The sequence below is a fragment of the Aliivibrio kagoshimensis genome (assembly GCF_050337105.1).
Taxonomy (GTDB): domain Bacteria; phylum Pseudomonadota; class Gammaproteobacteria; order Enterobacterales; family Vibrionaceae; genus Aliivibrio_A; species Aliivibrio_A kagoshimensis.
Genome location: NZ_JAKJSQ010000047.1, coordinates 14,048 through 34,016 on the forward strand (window position 1 = coordinate 14,048; position 19,969 = coordinate 34,016).

Here is a 19,969-nt window from a genome sequence, read left to right on the forward strand (position 1 = left end):
ACAATTTAAAAAGCTAGGAAGTGGCAAGGAAGCACCGTCGATGAATATTGAACGATTAGACACATTAACAGAAAAAGATCTACACCAGTTATCAAGAGGATTGATGATGTCGGTGGAAGAGGGCGCGTCCCTGGGCTTTTTAAAAGGTCTTTCTCTTGTGAAAGCGTTGAACTATTGGAATCATGTAGCGAAAAATTTAAGTGATGATTATTTTTTGTTAGTGGCTAAAGAACAGGGCGAAATTATTGGGTCTGTACAGCTTGAAAAGTGCGATAAAGAAAACGGATTGCATCGTGCTGAAGTGCAAAAATTATTTGTACTGCCCACACATCGTCGAAAAAACATCGCGTCTCAATTGATGATAAAAGTGAGCAAGCTCGCTTATGAAAACAGTGTGAGACTAATGGTACTTGATACTCAAACTGACTCTAAAGCAGAGCAGTTTTATCAACAGCAGGAGTGGAAAAAGTCAGGAGAGATCCCTCATTTTGCTTTGTCACCAGAAGGACAGCTGTGCAGTACTTCCTACTATTATAAAATTGTCTAAAAAAAAGCCAGTACCTACATAGGTAATGGCTTTTTATTGTCTCTGAGTTGAGATTATCTTAGGCGGCGAATACGGAAAGAACGACCTTTCATTTTTCCATTTTCCAGCTTATCCTGCGCAGCGGCAGCAATGCTTGTCTCTACGGCAACGTATGAGAAGTTATGGAAAAGCTGAATCTTACCCACTTTTTTACCATCTACACCATTGGATCCGGTCAGCGCGCCTAGAATGTCACCCGCACGTACTTTTTGACGCTTACCGCCATCAATCTGCAGTGTGGTCATTACTGGAGTATAAGCTGCTTGCTCAAGAACAGAGGTCGGTGGTAGTGGTTCATCGTCAATGGCGCTACCAAGGTACTCATCCAGTTGGGCTAATTTGTAACCTTCATTGGCACTGAATAGGCTACATGCGATACCTTTACTACCCGCACGGCCCGTTCGGCCAATACGGTGAACATGCACTTCAGGATCGCGAGATAACTCAAAGTTAATCACGGCATCCAAGTTATCAATGTCTAGCCCACGTGCGGCAACATCGGTGGCAACAAGAATAGAGACACTCTTATTAGCAAACTGTACTAATGCTTGGTCACGATCGCGTTGCTCTAAATCACCATTGAGGGCGATGGCACTAAAACCGAAGTGGTTGAGCTCATCAGCAACATCTTGGGTATCACGCTTCATATTACAAAAGACCACCGCAGATTCTGGTTTGTGTTGCAGTAACAGCATACGCAGAGCCATTAGACGGTGATCATCATCATCGACTTTATAGAAGTGTTGAGAGATGCTGCTGTTGTCATGTTTTGATTCAACCTTGACCATTTCTGGGTTTTTCATAATGCGGTTAGCAATCGATTGAATTGAATTTGGGAATGTCGCACTGAAAAGCAGTGTCTGACGATCCTTTGGTGATGCATTAATGATGGCATCAACAGAATCTTGGAAGCCCATCTCTAACATGCGATCCGCTTCATCCAGTACAAAAGTATTCAGTTCGTCTAAACGAAGAAACCCCTTACGAATGTGCTCTTCAATACGGCCTGGAGTACCAACAACAATGTGAGCTCCGTGTTCTAATGAACCGATTTGAGGACCAAACGGCATGCCGCCACAAAGGGTTAATACTTTGATGTTGTGAATGGTACGAGCCAGTGTGCGGATCTCTTTAGCCACTTGATCCGCCAGTTCACGTGTAGGGCAAAGCACCAAAGTTTGCACTCGAAAGCGTTTCACTTTTAGGTTGTGCAGTAGGCCTAAACCGAATGCAGCTGTTTTACCTGAACCGGTTTTACCCTGAGCAATAACGTCTTTTCCATCAATAATATGAGGTAAGCTTTGTGCTTGAATTGGGGTCATCGAGGCAAAGCCAAGAGAGTCCAAATTTTGAAGTAGAGCGGCGTCTAATTTCAGTGATGAAAAAGGAATATTACTCACAGTGGATGTCCTGTTTAACGGTAGAGAGGTTAACGATCAAATTCGAGCATGGACGGTACAGCTTTCGCTATAGAAGGTCAATCAAATAGAGGCATTTGCCCCGATTAGTTTTGTGCTGCTAATTTGGCGCGAATGAAATCTTGATGATCCACATAAAGCAGTTCAGAGACCTTACGTATTACCGCGTCTTCTAATGGGTCAATAATGCCATCGGCATAGGCGACACTCCACATCGCTTTGATTAACTCATAACGTGTCTCGTGTTCGAGGGAGCGCAACTGAGAAGTAAAATCGTATAGAGAGATGGAGCGTTCTACTTTTGTTTTCGCTTGTTCAATTAAGGTGAGTATTTCAGGCTCCGGCAACTCTAAGAGTTTTTGCAGCAGTTCCACTTTGGCTTGGTGTTCGCTTGCTTCGACATCGGCGTCCGCTTTAGCCACTTCGCACAATAGAGCGGCCATCGCTAAATTGAGATCTTGGGGTGAGGCGTGTCCACTGTCGTCACCTTCGTGCATGACTTGGCGTAGTAGAACTTTTAATTTATGAAACATGGTGACTCCGAGATAAACCGTGATAAATATAATATGGAACCGATTGAGGGAAATTTCAATGGTGCTTTCTATAGAGACAGTGAAAACGGGCTAAAGTGCAAAACGCTTTTTAAACTCTCTTGGATTCATCTGACTCCATTTTTTAAAGCGAGTACTAAAATTGGCTGAATTGGGATAACCCACCGCTTCAGAGATAATTTGAATCGGCCAGTCGGTGGTCGTCATCAATCGGCTGGCGTGCTCCATGCGCATTCGAGTAAGGTGTGCCATGGGAGAGTGACCTAAATAACGGCGACACAGGCGATGAAAATGCGGCTCAGAACATGGGTATAATTGAGCCAGTTCTGTTACTGACCAATCTCGATGAAGTTGTTTTTGACACAGTTGAAAAACCTGTTCCAGCTTTTGTAGAGGCTTGGGAACCGAGGTTGGCATTCGATAACTGATCATCAACGCGATCTGTTCGACGATTTTACTGCCGATCTCATTGCCCACAGGATAGGGAAGAGAGAGCGATTGGATTAAGCAACGGATCGAGTCATTGAGCAGTGAGGCTGAGCGTGTGCTTGAGTAGTAGATTTTATCACTCACCAACTCACTCCATGAATGATGGGCTGCAAGAAACACCCAAGACATCTCCCAATAGTCGCCTTCAATACCAAACCCATTGGCATTCCCTGCAGGGACACAGATGACAGAGTCGGGCTCTAAGCTCCAACGTTCATCAGGAGTCTCTAACCACCCTTTACCGCTGCGCGTGAAAATAAGCATGTGCATATTGGGGTTACGTCTAAAGATGGTGAAATCTTCGTGGCAACGTCCGATACCGCATTGCAATATGTGGTGGTGTTCTAGTGATAAAAGATGGGATTGATCAATCACATCCTGTTCGGTGGTTTCAGAGATATGAAAATATTCAGGCCATTCCATAATAAACCCTAAAAAAGATAGTTTGGCAAAAGTTTATGACAGCCTAGCACAGTTCATATGAAGCGTTAGAGGATATGATCACTTTATTAATCACTACCTTAAAGAGGAGAACATCATGGTTACTTTAAAAACTGCAGCCGATAAGCACTTTTGGCAGAAAATGTGGAAAATTGCCTTTCCCGTTTCGTTGCAATCGATGATGTTTGCTCTGTTAGGTTTAGTGGATATTTTAATGGTCTCGCAACTCGGTGAAGAGGCGGTTGCTGCGGTAGGCGTGGGCAATAGAATCTTCTTTTTTAATATTCTATTAATTGTTGGCGTGAGCGGAGCGGTTGGAGTATTAGCATCGCAATATTTTGGGGCTGGGCGCTTAGATGGCGTAAGAAAAACTTTGGCTCAGTCGTGGGTGCTAGCTGTGGTATTAACGATCCCATTTATGCTGCTTTACCTGTTTTTTCCAGAAGCCATCGTGCATTTTGTGAATGACAATCCGGCCTATGTCGAGCATGCAACGGTTTATCTATTCATCACGGGTATTACACTGCTGACGCCGGCATTAGTGATCCCTCTTGAATCGGCACTGCGATCAGTAGGTCATGCTAATTTACCCACCGTGATAGGGATGATGGCGGTACTGCTTAATGCTGGATTAAATGCATTGTTGATTTTTGGACTGTTTGGTTTTCCTGAACTTGGTGTGGTAGGCGCGGCATTAGGCACCAGTATTACAAGAGTTTCGCAAACCTTAGTGTTATTTGTTGTGGTGCGGATGAAGTATCGGTATATTTTGCCGACAAAATCCGATTTTATTGCCGCCAATGTGCCTAAAGCGAGAAAGAAATATATCTCTGTGGCGTGGCCAATGGTGCTGCATGATGCGGGCTGGGCTGTGGGCATTTTGGTCTATAACCTGATCATTGGACGTCTCGGTGTTTCAGAGTTGGCGATCATCAGTTTGCTCTCTCCAATAGAAGGGGTGTTGATCTCTGCCTTTATCGGGTTTTCGGTTGCGACAACGACGATATTAGGTCATGAACTTGGGGCAGAAAACTATCAAAAAGCATGGTATCAGTCGTGGTGGTTACTTGGCTTTAGTGTTTCGTTAGCACTGTTGGTTGGCTTGCTATTTGCACTGTTTAACTCTCACATTACTCTCTTGCTGGAGAAGGCGAATGTACCCGATGTAGAGATGGCACTAAAGGTGGCATTAATCATCGGCTTTGGACTGAGTTTGAAAGTGTTCAATATGGTGGGCGTTATCGGCATTCTTCGCAGCGGTGGCGATATTAAGTACGGTATTTTCATTGATCTGTTTGCTCAGTGGTTTGTGGGTATTCCGCTGGCGTTTATTACCGGGTTAATACTGGGTTGGCCACTGCACTGGGTAATGCTGATGATATTGACGGAAGAGGTAGTGAAAGTGGGCTTAACGACCCAACGGATCTCAATCAAGCGTTGGTTAAATAATTTAGTGAAAGATGATGAGGAAGACGTTGAGGTTGGCGTAGTAGCAACGGCGCACATGTCCGCTTAATGGCGATAATTCCTCAATAAGTCGCCAACACTCATCAAATAAAACTCCATAAAAGCCTGACCATAGTGTTGGGCTTTTATGGTAGAATGCTGCGAAATTCTGTTGGGCATTACCAACCATATCATTAGATTCATTCAGGAAATATTTTGAGTCAGCCAAATCAAAATTCAGTATCGACACTTAAATCCGCGCTTAAAGATTGTATGATCCGCGATCGCTTTCGTTTTAGCAAACGTATTCATGCTGCGGCAAAAATCAAAAATGATGCCTCTAAACATGCCGCGTTTGATGCCATTGCGTTGGGTATGGCTAAATCGATGCAGGTGGCGCATCTTCGTGAGATTGACCGACCAAAAATCACTTATCCCGACCTGCCTGTTAGCCAGAGAAGAGATGATATTGCTGAGGCGATAGCCAATAACCAAGTGGTCATCATTGCCGGCGAAACAGGTTCTGGTAAAACGACGCAGTTGCCTAAGATCTGTATGGAGCTTGGCCGTGGCAAGTTCGGAATGATTGGCCATACTCAGCCTAGGCGATTAGCCGCGCGAACAGTAGCTGCTCGTATCGCAGAAGAACTGGAATCACAGGTCGGCGGTTACATCGGATATAAAGTTCGATTTAACGATCAGGTCTCTGACAAAAGCCAAGTAAAATTGATGACTGACGGTATTTTACTGGCAGAAATTCAAAATGACCGATATCTGAATCAGTACGACACCATTATTATCGATGAAGCGCACGAACGCAGTTTGAACATTGATTTTATCATGGGATATTTGCGTGAGTTATTGCCTAAACGACCTGATCTTAAAGTCATTATTACCTCTGCAACCATTGATCCTGAACGCTTTTCTAACCACTTTAATAAAGCACCCATCATCGAAGTCTCGGGACGCACTTATCCGGTAGAAACTCGTTATCGCCCGCTTTATGAAGATGGAGACGACAGTGAGCGTGATCAGCTGCAAGGTATCTTTGATGCGGTTGATGAGCTGTGTGATGAAGGGTTGGGTGATATCTTAATCTTCATGAACGGCGAGCGTGAAATTCGGGATACGGCTGATGCCTTGACCAAACGTAAAATACGAGACACTGAAGTGGTGCCTTTGTATGCCCGTCTGTCGTCGGCTGAGCAAAATCGGGTATTCCAATCCCATGTGGGTCGACGTATTGTCCTGTCGACCAACGTGGCTGAAACCTCATTAACGGTTCCGGGCATTCGATATGTCATTGACCCGGGTACCGCAAGAATAAGTCGCTATAGCTACCGAACCAAAGTGCAGCGTCTACCGATTGAAGCGGTTTCTCAAGCCAGTGCCAATCAACGAAAAGGGCGTTGTGGTCGTGTTGCTGAAGGTATCTGTATTCGCCTCTACTCTGAAGAGGATTTTTTAGGGCGTCCTGAGTTTACCGACCCCGAAATATTACGAACCAACTTGGCATCGGTTATTCTGCAGATGACATCCATAGGGTTAGGTGATATTCAAGCCTTCCCATTTGTAGAGGCACCGGACAACCGTAACATTCAAGATGGCGTTAGACTACTTGAAGAACTGGGCGCATTTAATGCACAAGCCAGCGATCCGAAAAAACGCTTAACTAAAATGGGGCGTCAGCTTGCCCGTTTACCGATCGACCCTCGTCTGGCCCGTATGGTACTAGAAGCGCCAAAGCTGGGCTGTTTGAAAGAGGTGATGGTGATCGCGTCAGCACTCTCCATTCAAGATCCTCGTGAACGCCCATCGGATAAACAGCAAGCGTCAGATGAGAAACATAAACGCTTCCATGATAAAGAGTCCGACTTTTTAGCTTTTGTGAACATGTGGAGCTACCTCAAAGAGCAGCAAGCCGATCTCACTGGTAACCAGTTTAGAAAACAGTGTAAAAAAGATTTCTTGAACTACCTGCGTGTGCGTGAATGGCAAGATGTTTACTTTCAAGTTAGCCAAGTGATGAAAGAGCTGGATGTCAAGATCAATGAGCAAGAGGGCAATTATCAGTCTATTCATACTGCGCTTCTATCGGGAATGCTCTCTCACATTGGTTTGAAAGATCAAGAAAAGAACGAGTATCAAGGTGCTCGTAATGCACGATTTGGTATCTTCCCTGGTTCTGGTTTGTTTAAAAAACAGCCGAAATGGGTCATGGTGGCTGAGCTGGTTGAAACCTCTAAGTTGTGGGGGCGAATTGCCGCTAAGATTCAACCAGAATGGATAGAACCACTGGCACCACACTTGATTAAACGCAGTTACAGCGAACCCCATTGGGAGAAAAAATCTGCCGCGGTAATGGCCTATGAAAAGGTGATGATTTATGGCATTCCGATTGTGGCTAAACGAAAAATCAATTACGGCGCAATTGATGTTCCAGTTTGTCGTGAAATCTTCATTCGTTCAGCTTTAGTTGAAGGGGATTGGGACAATCGCCATGCTTTCTTTAAACAGAATCAAAAACTGCTACAAGAAGTTGAAGATCTGGAGCACAAATCTCGTCGTCGAGATATTTTGATTGATGATGATGAATTAGCCGAGTTTTACGACCAACGGGTCAGCACGGAAGTGGTTTCTGGACGACACTTTGACAGTTGGTGGAAAAAAGCCGGTGCTAGCAACCCTGATCAACTTAGCTTTGAAAAAGAGATGCTGTTTCGTGGTGATGCTAGCCATATTACTGATCTTGATTACCCTAATTTTTGGCACCAAGATGGCTTGAAGCTTAAATTGAGCTATCAGTTTGAGCCGGGTCAGGATAGTGACGGCGTAACTGTTCATATTCCTCTGCCTATCTTGAACCAAGTGGAGACAAATGGGTTTGATTGGCAGATCCCTGGCCTGAGACAAGAGTTAATCATCAGCTTGATAAAAGCGTTGCCAAAACCGGTAAGGCGAAACTTTGTGCCGGCACCAAACTATGCCGATGCATTTTTAGCACGCTGTACACCATTAGAGATGCCACTGCTTGATGCGTTGGAAAAAGAGCTGCGTAGAATGACTGGCTTTGAAGTGTTAAGAGAAGATTGGAAATTAGAACAGGTCCCTGATCACCTTAAAGTCACCTATCGAGTGGTTGATCATCGTAACCGCAAACTCCAAGAGAGCAAAAACTTATATGATCTCAAAGAGGGGCTCAAAGAGAAGGTGCAGCAGACACTTTCTCAAGTTGCTGATGATGACATTGAGCAGAAAGGGTTAAAAACCTGGAGCTTTGGTGAATTGCCTGAGTTATACAAACAGAAACGTGGAGGCTTTGAAGTCAAAGCGTATCCGGCACTGGTTGATAATAAAGACAGTGTTGAAATTAAGCTGTTTGAAACGCCGGAAGAGCAAATAACGGCGATGCGTTCAGGGCAGAGAAGGTTAATTTTACTCAACGTGCCTTCACCGATAAAATATCTGCATTCTAACCTACCTAATAAATCAAAATTGGGTCTCTATTTTAATCCTTACGGTCGAGTGTTGGATCTGATTGATGATTGTATCGGATGTGGTATCGACAAGTTGGTTGAAGAGAGAGGGGGAATGGTGCGTGAACCTGAAAAATTTGAAGCGCTCAAAGAGCACGTTCGCGCTGAGTTAGGTGATACTGTCGTTGAAGTGGCTAAACAGGTTGAAGCGATTTTAACTACCGCTTTCACCATTAATAAGAAGTTGAAAGGTCGAGTGGATTTGAGCATGGCATTTGCCTTGTCAGACATTAAAGCCCAGATCGACAGTTTGATATTCAAAGGGTTTGCCACTGAGTGCGGATGGTCAAGACTTGCCGACATTCACCGCTATATGAAGGCAATTGAGCGCCGAATGGAGAAATTGCCACTCGATCCTAATAAAGACAGGGTTCAGCTGTTAAAGGTAGAGTCGGTAGTGAAAGAGTACAAAGAGCTGCTTAATAAAATTCCAAAAGGACAACCAGTACCAGAAAAGATAAAAGAAATCAGATGGATGCTTGAAGAGTTGAGAGTCAGTTTCTTTGCTCAGCAGCTAGGAACCCCGTATCCGATATCGGATAAACGCATTAAAAATATTATTTCCGATTTTTAGCCGTTTACTGTATAACTGCCGGCATAAATTTTGCATTAATAGTCTTAACGAGTGAGTGCCTATACAGGCACCACCGAATCTCTTACGATTAAGAAGGAAAGAGCGATGAAAAAAACACTTTTGGCGTTGGCACTGATGAGTGTAGCAACAACGGCTGCTGCCGATTCTTTGATTTATGGCGGTGTTCAAGTCGGTTCTGCAGAATATGACTTTACCACCAAAAAAGAAGACTCAACGGTTTATGGTGCCCACATCGGCACGGGTATTCTTCCGTTCATCGGTGTAGAAGGTGGGTTTTGGAATCTAGGCTCATACACTGTTGGTGCACAAGAAGTGGATGTGACATCAGTATACGCGGCACTGAAACCAAGTATCGATTTCGGTCCATTTCATGTATATGGTAAAGCGGGTGTTCACCGTTGGGCTGCGGACTATAAAGGTTTTAGCAAAACTAGCGACGATGACTTTGATGCTTATTACGGCGTCGGTGTTGAATACTCATTAATTCCTATGCTGACATTGGGTGTTGGCTATAACAATTTTTCAGTCGATGATCAGAATATTGACTTTATTGCATTGAGTGCGACCATTCATTTCTTATAATGAAACCTCTTGAATATTAAAATGCGCCTGTTTAGGCGCATTTTTTTTGGTAACGCTAAAAGGATTGATCATAAAATAGACAGTTAATATTTACTTATAAATAATCCGTTATATTAATAAATGATTGAAGCAATCAATATAATTAATACTATCAAAGGTATAGTTAATAATTAACCTCGCCCTCTATAAGCACTTACAAAACGCATGGTTTATTTTGTTATTATTATCAGTACAATTTGTGAAATGGTATTCATATGTAATAAAAATGAAATATTCTAGTTGTTTTTGTTTTTAAAGTTAATTAACAATATCAACAGCAATAGAACTAATGGTTTTAATGCACATATTGGAATGATTGTTTGAGTATTATAAAATAAATATTGATATGGGATAACATTTTTATTTACTACATAATTAAAATAAAATGAATACATTGCTGTATTTAAATACACGTGTGAGTTTATATAAAAAATAATATTTATAAGGTTAGGTTTAAGGATGAATGTGTTTAACAATTTACTCAATAGGCTCAAGGTCTCTTCAAAACTAAGATTAACAATCATACTGGCCAGTTTGATTATTTTGTCTACTCAGATCATGTCAGCGGTTGATCTCAAAGAGAACATGATGGCTGAACGAAAAGCGATGGCGAAGAGTTTAGTCGAGTCTGCAGTGAGTATCATTGAGGCTAATGCCCGAACTGCATCCAATTCTGAACTGTCTGAGCATGACGCGAAAACTATTGCGATGGAGCAGGTTAACGCGATGCGCTTTGGTGATAATGGCTACCTGTGGATCAATGACCTTAATGGCATTATGTTGATGCACCCAATTAAATCGAATTTAAACGGCCAGAGCATGGTAAAAAGCTCAACGGCTACCATCTCAGACGCTTTTACTAAGTTTGTTAAGGTTGCTCGTAATCAAGGGTCGGGCTTTGTTGATTACTTTTGGCCTAAGCCAGGCTCTACTGAGCCAGAAAGCAAAGTCTCTTACGTTAAAAAAACCGCACATTGGAATTGGGTAGTCGGAACCGGAGTCTATTTTGCTGATATCGAATTAGCATTTGAAGAGATGCTACAGTCGATTTTACTTTGGACTGCTTTTTATATTTTATTACTGGTTACTCTCTCTTCGATCATTGCCAATAATATAATTAAGCCACTAGGCAAATTAACCTCGACCATGAATAAGATTGCGATGGAAAAAGATCTCACCATCAATATGAATGTCAAAGGCAAAGATGAGTTAAGTTCAATGTCGCGAGCCTTTAACGACATGAATCAAGATATCCGAGAAGTGATCAGCAGTATTAACCATAATACCGATACGCTAGCCTCACAAGCGGAAGAGCTAGCAACGGTGACCAACCAGATTCAAGCAGGCATGGGGCAACAAAAAGAGGAGACCACTAGTGTAGCGGCAAGTGTGACTCAACTTTCTGCCTCTGCTGAGGATGTGAATTTGCAGGTGAACACGGTTCTTGAAACCACCGAACATGTACGTCAAGAAGCGTTAAAAGGTTCCAGCAATGTGGATGAGAATATTGAGGTAATAGGCCGAGTTGGTGTCCATGTAAAATCGGCGGTAAATGTGGTTGAAAAGCTACAAGTATCGTCAACGCAAATTGGTGACATTTTAGAAGTCATTAAGCAAATTGCAGAACAAACTAACCTTCTAGCACTGAATGCAGCCATTGAAGCGGCACGTGCTGGTGAGCAAGGCCGTGGATTTGCTGTGGTTGCTGATGAAGTGAGAACCTTAGCTCAGCGTACCCAAGAGTCTACTGGCAGTATTCAGCAGATCATTAATGAGTTGCAGCTTGGTGTGACAGAAGCGGTAGACGTCATGGGTGACTGTGAAAAAGAGACCGAGAAGGGAATAGAACAAGCGAATGCCTGTGGTCAAGCACTGCAAGGTATTCAAGTTGCCATTAATGAATTGACCAATGTTGGACAAATTATTAATGATTCGGTCGAGCAGCAGAGTAGTGCCATTAATGAAATAAGCAGTAATGTACAAACTATTTCAGATGTTGCGGATGAGACGGAGATGGGCGCTCAGCACACCTTCCAAGCGAGCCAAAACTTGTCTGAAATGGCACAACAGCTCAGCTCACATGTAAAAGCATTTAAGCTGTAAACAGACGGAAAATAAAAAACGCTGATGATTAAGATCATCAGCGTTTGTTTCGAACAAGGTAACGGTTAAATTTCGTCTTTAACTGCCCACACTGCCGCTAATACATCGTGGCCAAAAGTCACACTGCGCTCAGGTGACCAACCATACAGCTCATCCGCGTGACTAATATGATCTTTGAACGGCATTTCAACGGTATAGGCTAAGCAGTCGAAGTATTCTCCTGCCCAGTTTGCGCCTACTGTAGGAGTCGCTTTGCCTGGCTCATCTTTATCGTAGCCATGTTCATCTTGAAACTCAGGGGTAATGGTTAATAATGCCTGCTTGAATCGGTTCTCTAGGGACTCAATACGTTCATTGTAAGAGACATTACCTTCACCTCCAGCGACAAAGTTGTAAGGGATCGCTTCGTCGCCATGTATATCGAGTAGCATATCCATGCCTGTTTGCATCATGCGTTCTCGAACTAAGAAGACCTCTGGGCTTTTTTCCATAGATGGCGTTAACCATTCTCTGTTTAAGTTAACCCCAATACCATTAGTACGCAGGTGACCACGGATGCTGCCATCTGGGTTCATGTTCGGAACCACATGCATAACCACACTGTCTAATAGTGCACGGCCTACCGTATCAGTATCGTCAAGAAGGCGCTGCAGCATACCTTCAATAAACCACTCTGCCATGGTTTCACCAGGGTGTTGGCGTCCAATTATCCAGATGTTCTTTTTGCCTTCTGCAGGCTCACCGATGGTTAATATACTGATGTCATTACCATCTAACGTCGTACCAAGTGTTTCTAATTCACACTGGTAGTGAGTTTGAGCAGTATGCAGTAGATCTTGGTGGCGATCGTAAGTGTATGGCGCGAAATAGGCGAAATACATAGAGCGAAATTCTGGCTGAACGGTAAAGCTTAAGGTGTCACCATCAAAATCGGCCGGAATTCGGAACCACTCTTGGCGATCATAAGAGGCAACGACATCGTACCCATCCCAACCTTCAGGATAAGCAGATTTTGCCAGTCCGAGAAGTTTGAAGTTGTGCTGTAGATGAGGTTCACTCTCTAAACGAAAATGGAACCATTGGGAGATGTCAGTTTGATTATCAGCTGGAATAGTCAGTTGAATATCGTCAGGGCTAGCAGCAGTGACCACATGGATATTACCGCTTTCAAAATTGCTGGATATTTTCATTTTCATCGTCATTCCTGATTGAGGTGGCGGTCAGATTATCACATTTATTATCAGGCACTAAGCGTTGCAACACTTCTAAGTAAATCAATAATTGAAATAGTGTTGTATATCTAATTTTATCGGCATAAAGTGTTAGGTATTACTGAATGGAATGAGGTGAAAATATGCTCAAAGGGAGTGAACTTCCGTCGATCAAAGCGTTAAGAACCTTTATTGCGGTCGCTAATAATTTAAGCTTTTCAAAAGCGGCAGAAGAGCTATGTGTCACCCAAGGCGCGGTCAGTAAACAGATTAGCCAGTTAGAGCAGCAACTTGGTCAGCCCCTATTTGAAAGGCAGATTAATGGCATTCAACTGACGACAACGGGTCAAAGTTATCTACCCAAAATATCAGAGGCATTAGAGAGCGTGCAAAATGCCACCGCCAGTTTGCGTCAACTTGATCATGTGGAAGAGGTATTAAATGTCAATGTGACTCCCTCATTTGCCAGTTTATGGTTGATAAAAAGGTTGGAGAGTTTTACTCAAATCCACCCAAACATTCGAGTCAGCATTAAAACGCATACTGGCACCGTTCGGGCGACGCCGGGAGAAAATGACATTATTATTAGTTGCTTACCTCTGGCAAAACACTATGAAAATGCGAAGCTCTTGTGTCAGGAGAGGTTAAAATTAGTGGGCTCACCCTCGTTGATATCACGCAAACCCATCAAGCAGATAGACGACTTTAAACATCACCTTTTTCTATCCCAAGTAACACGTCCTCACCTGTGGGAGCAGTTTAAGAGTAATCAGCAACTCGCTAATCCGATGGAGTATTACGGGGTAGGGTTTGAACATTTTTATATGTCGCTAGAAGCGGTAAACCACCAATATGGTTTGGCACTGTTACCGGATTTTATGGTTGACCCATTAATCGATCAACAGCGGTTAGTTAACCCGATGAACAGTGATTTGATCAGTAATTATGGTTATTACGTGATCATTCCAAGTTACAAACTGAACTCAAGAAAAGTGTATGAATTCAATCGGTGGCTAACCGCACAATTTACTGATCTAGCTGGTTAGACTCTCTCTAAAATCGCGAGCATTCGTAATGCCGATATTGAGCTCTTTGGCGGTGCTGATAAGCTGCGTAACTTGCGCGGCATTGTTTTTTGCCATTGTGCCATGCAGGTTTAGGTGATTGTTCTCAAAACCTACTCGTACATCTCCCCCCATTAGCATGGCAGAGGTTAAGCAGCGGTGTTCATGTTGCCCAAATGCGCAAACAGCCCATCGGTGCGGATTTTGCAACAGGTGAGGCTGCAAGAATGGGGCGAGATCCTGTGGTGTTGAGACTTGATCTTTACTGTAGCGCCCGAGTACCAACAAGATGTGATGGTTGTTGTCGGGTAATACCCCCTGTTGTAACAGCGAAAAGTAGCGCTGCAAATCATCGAAACTGTAAAGAATGTATTGAGCAATAATCTGCTTCTCTGCCACCCAATGAAAAAACTCGGTGGCAATATTTACGCTCTGTTCATTGGGAATCAATTCACTGAGCGCAAAGGAAGCGGCTTCTGGCTGAGCCTCTTTGATTAACGCCATCTGTTGCTCTGGCTGATAGATGCCAACGGCCTCAGTGGTCAACTGAATGACAATGCTATCGCCAACCTGCTCTTTGAGTGATTGGTATAAAGTGATGTTGTCATCAATCTCTAGGGAGTGTTGCCCCTGTTTATTACGAGCGTGTAAGTGCACCATAGCGGCACCTGCGTCACGACAAGCGATCACCTCGGCAATGATCTCTTGATTGGTGATAGGTAGTGCAGGGTGGTCATCGTAACTTTTTCGCGCTCCATTGGGTGCAACGATAATGGCGGTTTGCTGTTTCTTACTATCACTGTTCATTGTTAAGTCCATTGTGAAGAGGCTTCTACGATTGCGGATTTCAGCTTACTAACCAGCTCATCAAGTTGCGGTTCAGTGATAATAAAGGGGGGAGCAAGTAGAATGTGATGCCCCTCTTTACCATTTATTGTGCCGCCCATTGGGTAGCACATTAGCCCGTGCTCCATCGCTATACTACGAATGAATTTGTTCGCTTGTATCTGGCTTGGAAGGGGGGCTTTGCTGGTTTTATCTTGCACTAATTCAATGCCGATAAACAGACCTCTACCGCGAATGTCACCAATGTAAGGAAGGGGCATCAGCGCAGCCGTTAGTTTTTCGTGTAGCTGTTTGCCTCGTTGGGTCACTTGCTCAAGTAACCGCTCTTCAATGATAGTATCGATAGTAGCCAGTGCTGCAGCGCACGCAACGGGGTGAGCCATAAAGGTGTGACCATGTTGAAAGAAACCGCTGCCATTGGCGATGGCATTATAGGTTCTGTCATTGGCGATTGCGGCACCGATCGGTTGATATCCTGCTGCTAACCCTTTGGCGACGGTGACGATATCAGGAACAATACCTTCTTGCTCAAAGGCGAAAAACGAACCGCATCTGCCAAGACCACACATCACTTCATCGAGGATTAATAACACATCATATTGGTCGCAAATCTCACGAATACGTTTGAAGTAACCCGCAGTAGGAGGCACTGCGCCTGTGGTTGCCCCTACGATAGGCTCTGCAATGAAGGCCATGACATTATTGGCACCAAGCTCTAAAATCTTATCTTCAAGTTCATTGGCAACTCGCAGGCTATACTGCTGCTCTGACTCTGTCTCACGTTGGTCACGATAAGCATAACAAGGTGAAATATGATGGGCGCGAGATAAAAGGGGTTCAAATGGTTGCCTACGCCATTCGTTTCCACCCACTGACAGTGCGCCTAAGGTATTGCCGTGATAACTCTGACGACGAGCAATGAACTGGTCTTTATGTCCCTGACCGAGCTCAACAAAATATTGTCTTGCCATTTTTAATGCAGACTCAACTGCCTCTGAGCCACCACTCACAAAGTAGGCATGGTTTAACGAAGCTGGCGCGAGATCGGTCAAGCGCTTGGCTAACTGTTCTGCGCTGTTGTTGGTAAAAAAGCCAGTGTGAGCATAAGGAATATCATTAAGCTGTTTAATGATCGCGTCTTTAACTGCAGGGTGATTATGCCCCAGGTTAGAGACTGCCGCCCCCCCACAACCATCGAGATAGTGCTTACCATTGGTATCGGTAAGGTAGATACCATCACCACTGGCGACAGTTGGGAGTGCAGAGTGGCAGTGTCGATGAAATACGTGAGTCATGATGCATCTTCTTTACTATGAATGAGAGTAATTAAGCTCATCATTCAGTGAAGCTGTTCATTTTTCAAACGAATAAAAATCTAGGGGTATGAGTAAAAGGAATGAGTCAACCATGGGTTTTTATAAGCATCACTTATAAGCGCAATAAGTATTGCCGCTTAGCCGAAGGGAAACTCCTCAATTATATTCACCTTATTGATAATATCCAGGGAGGGGTTAACGTTTTAATAATGAGTATACTATGATGAAAAAAACAGCGATTGCACTACTACTGTTCTCATCTACACCTTCCATTGCGAATACACTACATATATCCCCTGAAATGAAATTTGGTCCTTATGTGGGCGCGGGTATTTCTGGAGGTGGCTTACAGTTAGGTGTCGCGGATACTTTAGGTTTTGATGCGATTTATCTCTCATACAGTCATACCTCTGCTGAGTTTTTATATTTCGACAAAGATCGCTTAAAGACCTATCGATTAGGGGCTCAATACCAACTCGTCAATACACCAAGAATGTCTCTGCAATTAGAGGGGGGATGGGTAGAATATGAAGGAAGTAAGAAAGAGTTTATGGGGAGTAATATCCGGCATAAAAGCGGTACAGGAGCGAGTGCTTCTGCGGCTTGGGTAGTCGGTGTTACCGAAAATATTGGATTTAGAGCAGGGGCTGATTTTAACTATATTGATAACAGTAATACTTTTTTATCTAATTCGCTCTCTGTCACTTTCTCAACAGGGGTGGTATTCACGTTTTAATTGTGTCGTAGAGTGAGTGAAAAAAAACCTCACATGCATGAGGCTTTGTTGTATTACTATCTGGCCAGATGATTACTGATTCTCTTGCAGTTTTGCTTTTGCCGCTTCAACTTTAGAGAAATCTAACCCTAGCTCTTCAACCGCTTGTTTGATCAAATCGGGGTTACTCATTACCATCATCATCATAGGTTGAAGCTTCTCTTGGGGAATGCCTAAACCTTGAATGATCGCCATTGCTGCCAACGGGTTTTGCGTTAATGCTTGGAATACTTCAGCGACTTTTTCATCGGTCACATTATGATCTTTCAGGGTTTGAATAATTGGGTTCATTGCCGTTTCTCTTTAATAATAATGCGCCACAATTTACCTTATTCTTACCCTGATTGCGATATTATCCTCAGAGTTATAGTACTTGTATCACCTGCTCAGCACTCAATCGAGATTTTGGCAGCGGTTGATTGTAGTCTTGCTCTTTGTCGTGATAACCAATCGCTAGTGCTACATCACACACATAACCATCCAATTCAGTGGCAAACTCGTCACTGATCATCTCACTGTCGACGCCTTCCATCGTTGTTGAATCAATACCAAGACGAGCGAGTGTATGCAGGGTATTCCCTAAGGCAATGTAAGTTTGAGCTTTTGTCCACGCCGCATTATTTCCTTCGCTGTCAGTATTTAAATCAACAAAGGCGTAGGCCCCAAACGCTTGTTCGCGTTGAGCTTCAGTGGTGCGTTGATTGACAATATCTTGGTTGATCACTTGTTCATAGTTTTCTCGCTTATAGTGCGGGTTATGAGCAAATAAAATGATATGTGATGCCGTTTTTGCGTGCGGTTGGTTAAATTGAAATTTATTGGCAAAGGTATTATGCATGCGCTGTTTTGCCTCATCACTTTCAATCACAATGAACTTCCAAGGCTGGGAGTTGATGGATGAGGCTGACAAACGCATCGCTTCAGTGATCACGTTCAGATTTTGCTGGGAAACGCGTCGGTTTGAATCGTATTTTTTTGTGGTATAGCGTGTTTGTAAATCGGTCAATATTGGGTGAGTCATGGTCGTTCCTATTAAGCTATTTGGGTCATTTCATTCAACACAAATGATTCGACTGAACCTTGAGTCGCTGCTGAGTAGTTAGCAATATGTTGGCTCGCTAAATGAGCCTGTAACCGTTCATGTGACAGCCAGTTTTCGTAAAAAACAAAGTGCGCAGGGTTGTTATTATCTTGGTGCAAATCATATTGCAGGCAACCTGGTTCGGCGCGGGTTAAATCAATCAGTTTAAGTAGCTCGGATTTTACTAATTCAATGCTATCTGGCTTTGCAACGATGCTAGCCACAATGGTCAACGTACTCATAGGGAGTGTCCTGTCACTGTTTGTCTGGTTGGCATAATAACGATTGGTTTACTTCTCCGAAAGAGGGTAGTATTTGAAACATTATCAAATGATTTTTGAGAATTATGTTAGTAGAAGACCTGCAAGTTATCTTAAAAGTGGCGGAGTTTCGTAGTATTACTGCGGCAGCTGAAAGTTTAGATATGCGTACGGCCACGGCGAGTGCAGCTGTTAAACGTGTCGAAGCTTCATTGGGTATTGAGCTGTTTGTGCGCAGTACTCGGCGTTTACGGTTATCATCGGCGGGTGAACGCTATTTGCCACAATGTGAACAAGCGTTAAAGATGTTGAGTGCGGCAAAGCAGAGCATGAAAGATGAGTTAGACATTGTTGATGGCGAAATCCGTATTGCAGTATCGTCTGATCTTGGTCGTAATATGGCGATCACTTGGATTGATGAATTTATGGCGCAGCATCCAAAAGTGAGTTTGCGCATGAGCGTGAGTGACAGCAATGTTAACTTTTATCGTGATTCTGTGGACATGGCACTGCGTTATGGTTCACCGACGGATGCAAACCTGTATGGCTTTAAAATCTGCGATATTCCTGGTGTGTTATGTGCTGCGCCTTCCTATCTAGAAAAGCACGGAGTTCCTACGCATCCTGAGCAGTTAACTGAACATAATGGCCTTTTTTATCAAATGTATGAGGTGGTTTATGATCAGTGGACTTTCTCTAAAGATGGTGAAGAGTTCAAAATAAAAATGAACAGTAATCGTATTGCCAATGATGCGGATGTGGTTAGGCGCTGGTGCGTAGCTGGGCATGGGTTTGCTGCAAAGTCGTGTTTGGATATGTCAGCGGATCTGCTTTCTGGCAAACTGGTTAACGTACTACCAGAATATGCGCCACGCCCTACGGAGCTGTGGTTAGTGTGTCCGAGTAAACAGTCGATCACACCTGCAGTGCGTTTGTTAAGAGATGCCTTTAGAGACAAGTGTTCGCAGATTTTTGAGCAGTTAATTGAGAAGGGGATTTTAGATAAAAGTGCTTTGAGTTAACTTATTTATTGGGAGTAGCTTCGACTGCATGAGCATTAACGAAAATGTTCATAAAAGTATTTGGCATTTAAAGTGTTACTCATCAACTTTTTAAAATGCTTGATTACATATCTGATTTAATCAAATCATCTAAGCCTTTGCTGTTTGGAAAAAGGCCCTCAACGATTGAGGGCCTTTCATAACAATACTACTTAACCTGAAGTACTAAACCATTGTCAGTATCCAGTATTGTGTAATTATTGGTTGCGTCACACTGAACTTGATAGCCTTTTACGTTCGTTGCTACTTTAAAGTCTGTGATCTTCGAACACTCAATCCCACCATCTTGAATAATTTTTAATGCTGCAACCATATTCTGTGCATCAGTGCTTATAGAAGGAACTTCTACTTTTGGAAGACCAAATGCTGCTGATTGAAAAGATAAGGCGACTGTTGCGATAAAAGTAATATATTTTGTCATTGATTTAGCTCTAAGTTAAGGCATTGAATTATTGTTAAATTTCATTTTATAGGTATGGCGTACTGAATGCAATTGATTAATGGGTCGATATACGGTAAATTAATTTTATGATGCTCTTTGACACGGATGTTCGAGCATATTTATTAAT

General features: G+C 43.2%; 18 protein-coding genes. 8 read left to right on the forward strand and 10 right to left on the reverse strand.

All coding sequences use genetic code 11. The features are described from left to right. Positions 1-40: 40 nt before the first annotated feature. Positions 41-547: a GNAT family N-acetyltransferase gene (locus L4C32_RS14555; RefSeq protein WP_428197614.1), complete on the forward strand. Its 507-nt coding sequence runs from the start codon at positions 41-43 to the stop codon at positions 545-547. Between the two features lie 53 nt (positions 548-600). Here L4C32_RS14555 and dbpA read toward each other — a convergent pair whose 3' ends face one another. The 3 genes from dbpA to L4C32_RS14570 all read right to left on the reverse strand — a co-directional run bounded on the left by dbpA (position 601) and on the right by L4C32_RS14570 (position 3,467). Further along, a complete protein-coding gene (gene dbpA / locus L4C32_RS14560; protein ID WP_428197615.1) occupies positions 601-1,986 on the reverse strand; it encodes an ATP-dependent RNA helicase DbpA in 1,386 nt (461 codons plus the stop codon). 104 nt (positions 1,987-2,090) lie between these two features. Continuing rightward, complete coding sequence (locus L4C32_RS14565) at positions 2,091-2,537, reverse strand: tellurite resistance TerB family protein (protein WP_428197616.1); 447 nt, start codon at positions 2,535-2,537, stop codon at positions 2,091-2,093. Positions 2,538-2,627: 90 nt separating this feature from the next. Continuing rightward, positions 2,628-3,467, reverse strand: a complete 840-nt coding sequence (locus L4C32_RS14570) for an AraC family transcriptional regulator (protein ID WP_428197617.1) — start codon at positions 3,465-3,467, stop codon at positions 2,628-2,630. A gap of 115 nt (positions 3,468-3,582) precedes the next feature. Here L4C32_RS14570 and L4C32_RS14575 point away from each other — a divergent pair, with 115 nt between their 5' ends. The 4 genes from L4C32_RS14575 (at position 3,583) to L4C32_RS14590 (ending at position 11,786) form a co-directional block, all read left to right on the forward strand. Next, positions 3,583-5,001, forward strand: coding sequence for an MATE family efflux transporter (locus tag L4C32_RS14575; RefSeq protein WP_428197618.1), 1,419 nt, complete (start codon positions 3,583-3,585; stop codon positions 4,999-5,001). A 146-nt stretch (positions 5,002-5,147) separates the two neighbouring features. Beyond that, a complete protein-coding gene (gene hrpA, locus L4C32_RS14580; protein ID WP_428197619.1) occupies positions 5,148-9,041 on the forward strand; it encodes an ATP-dependent RNA helicase HrpA in 3,894 nt (1,297 codons plus the stop codon). A 105-nt stretch (positions 9,042-9,146) separates the two neighbouring features. Continuing rightward, complete coding sequence (locus tag L4C32_RS14585) at positions 9,147-9,644, forward strand: outer membrane beta-barrel protein (protein WP_428197620.1); 498 nt, start codon at positions 9,147-9,149, stop codon at positions 9,642-9,644. A gap of 504 nt (positions 9,645-10,148) precedes the next feature. After that, positions 10,149-11,786, forward strand: coding sequence for a methyl-accepting chemotaxis protein (locus L4C32_RS14590; protein ID WP_428197621.1), 1,638 nt, complete (start codon positions 10,149-10,151; stop codon positions 11,784-11,786). A gap of 65 nt (positions 11,787-11,851) precedes the next feature. Here the strand turns inward: L4C32_RS14590 and L4C32_RS14595 are convergent, their stop codons facing one another. Continuing rightward, on the reverse strand, positions 11,852-12,976 hold the full coding sequence (locus L4C32_RS14595; RefSeq protein ID WP_428197631.1) for a M14 family metallopeptidase: 1,125 nt from the start codon (positions 12,974-12,976) through the stop codon (positions 11,852-11,854). A gap of 164 nt (positions 12,977-13,140) precedes the next feature. Here L4C32_RS14595 and L4C32_RS14600 point away from each other — a divergent pair, with 164 nt between their 5' ends. Then, positions 13,141-14,043, forward strand: coding sequence for a LysR substrate-binding domain-containing protein (locus tag L4C32_RS14600; RefSeq protein ID WP_428197622.1), 903 nt, complete (start codon positions 13,141-13,143; stop codon positions 14,041-14,043). Here the strand turns inward: L4C32_RS14600 and L4C32_RS14605 are convergent. Together L4C32_RS14605 and L4C32_RS14610 are read right to left on the reverse strand one after the other, a co-directional pair. After that, positions 14,032-14,868, reverse strand: a complete 837-nt coding sequence (locus L4C32_RS14605) for a beta-keto acid cleavage family enzyme (RefSeq protein ID WP_428197623.1) — start codon at positions 14,866-14,868, stop codon at positions 14,032-14,034. The two genes, L4C32_RS14600 and L4C32_RS14605, sit on opposite strands and share 12 nt — an antisense overlap. A 2-nt stretch (positions 14,869-14,870) precedes the next feature. Beyond that, positions 14,871-16,202: an aspartate aminotransferase family protein gene (locus L4C32_RS14610; RefSeq protein WP_428197624.1), complete on the reverse strand. Its 1,332-nt coding sequence runs from the start codon at positions 16,200-16,202 to the stop codon at positions 14,871-14,873. 241 nt (positions 16,203-16,443) lie between these two features. Between L4C32_RS14610 and L4C32_RS14615 the strand changes: the two genes are divergently transcribed. Further along, a complete protein-coding gene (locus L4C32_RS14615) occupies positions 16,444-16,959 on the forward strand; it encodes a DUF481 domain-containing protein (RefSeq protein WP_428197625.1) in 516 nt (171 codons plus the stop codon). Positions 16,960-17,031: 72 nt separating this feature from the next. Here L4C32_RS14615 and L4C32_RS14620 read toward each other — a convergent pair whose 3' ends face one another. The 3 genes from L4C32_RS14620 to L4C32_RS14630 all read right to left on the reverse strand — a co-directional run bounded on the left by L4C32_RS14620 (position 17,032) and on the right by L4C32_RS14630 (position 18,321). Then, positions 17,032-17,289: a DUF2999 domain-containing protein gene (locus L4C32_RS14620; RefSeq protein ID WP_428197626.1), complete on the reverse strand. Its 258-nt coding sequence runs from the start codon at positions 17,287-17,289 to the stop codon at positions 17,032-17,034. A gap of 73 nt (positions 17,290-17,362) precedes the next feature. After that, positions 17,363-18,019: a nitroreductase family protein gene (locus tag L4C32_RS14625; protein WP_428197627.1), complete on the reverse strand. Its 657-nt coding sequence runs from the start codon at positions 18,017-18,019 to the stop codon at positions 17,363-17,365. A gap of 11 nt (positions 18,020-18,030) precedes the next feature. After that, a complete protein-coding gene (locus L4C32_RS14630) occupies positions 18,031-18,321 on the reverse strand; it encodes a putative quinol monooxygenase (RefSeq protein WP_428197628.1) in 291 nt (96 codons plus the stop codon). A 104-nt stretch (positions 18,322-18,425) separates the two neighbouring features. On the opposite strand from L4C32_RS14630, the gene L4C32_RS14635 reads away from it, so the two are divergent. Further along, entirely contained in the window at positions 18,426-19,361 is a 936-nt protein-coding gene (locus tag L4C32_RS14635; protein ID WP_428197629.1) for a LysR family transcriptional regulator, read from the forward strand. Between the two features lie 187 nt (positions 19,362-19,548). Here the strand turns inward: L4C32_RS14635 and L4C32_RS14640 are convergent, their stop codons facing one another. Then, positions 19,549-19,821, reverse strand: a complete 273-nt coding sequence (locus L4C32_RS14640; protein WP_428197630.1) for a hypothetical protein — start codon at positions 19,819-19,821, stop codon at positions 19,549-19,551. Positions 19,822-19,969 lie beyond the last annotated feature (148 nt).

Excerpts from the sequence above, each read along its gene's own strand:
- L4C32_RS14620 (WP_428197626.1), bottom strand. The coding sequence starts at position 17,289 with ATGAACCCAATTATTCAAACCCTGAAAGATCATAATGTGACCGATGAA.
- L4C32_RS14625 (WP_428197627.1), bottom strand. The coding sequence starts at position 18,019 with ATGACTCACCCAATATTGACCGATTTACAAACACGCTATACCACAAAA.
- L4C32_RS14640 (WP_428197630.1), bottom strand. The coding sequence starts at position 19,821 with ATGACAAAATATATTACTTTTATCGCAACAGTCGCCTTATCTTTTCAA.
- L4C32_RS14555 (WP_428197614.1), top strand. The coding sequence starts at position 41 with ATGAATATTGAACGATTAGACACATTAACAGAAAAAGATCTACACCAG.
- L4C32_RS14605 (WP_428197623.1), bottom strand. The coding sequence starts at position 14,868 with ATGAACAGTGATAGTAAGAAACAGCAAACCGCCATTATCGTTGCACCC.
- L4C32_RS14595 (WP_428197631.1), bottom strand. The coding sequence starts at position 12,976 with ATGAAAATATCCAGCAATTTTGAAAGCGGTAATATCCATGTGGTCACT.
- L4C32_RS14570 (WP_428197617.1), bottom strand. The coding sequence starts at position 3,467 with ATGGAATGGCCTGAATATTTTCATATCTCTGAAACCACCGAACAGGAT.
- L4C32_RS14585 (WP_428197620.1), top strand. The coding sequence starts at position 9,147 with ATGAAAAAAACACTTTTGGCGTTGGCACTGATGAGTGTAGCAACAACG.
- L4C32_RS14615 (WP_428197625.1), top strand. The coding sequence starts at position 16,444 with ATGATGAAAAAAACAGCGATTGCACTACTACTGTTCTCATCTACACCT.
- L4C32_RS14635 (WP_428197629.1), top strand. The coding sequence starts at position 18,426 with ATGTTAGTAGAAGACCTGCAAGTTATCTTAAAAGTGGCGGAGTTTCGT.
- L4C32_RS14575 (WP_428197618.1), top strand. The coding sequence starts at position 3,583 with ATGGTTACTTTAAAAACTGCAGCCGATAAGCACTTTTGGCAGAAAATG.
- L4C32_RS14565 (WP_428197616.1), bottom strand. The coding sequence starts at position 2,537 with ATGTTTCATAAATTAAAAGTTCTACTACGCCAAGTCATGCACGAAGGT.
- L4C32_RS14610 (WP_428197624.1), bottom strand. The coding sequence starts at position 16,202 with ATGACTCACGTATTTCATCGACACTGCCACTCTGCACTCCCAACTGTC.
- L4C32_RS14600 (WP_428197622.1), top strand. The coding sequence starts at position 13,141 with ATGCTCAAAGGGAGTGAACTTCCGTCGATCAAAGCGTTAAGAACCTTT.
- L4C32_RS14630 (WP_428197628.1), bottom strand. The coding sequence starts at position 18,321 with ATGAGTACGTTGACCATTGTGGCTAGCATCGTTGCAAAGCCAGATAGC.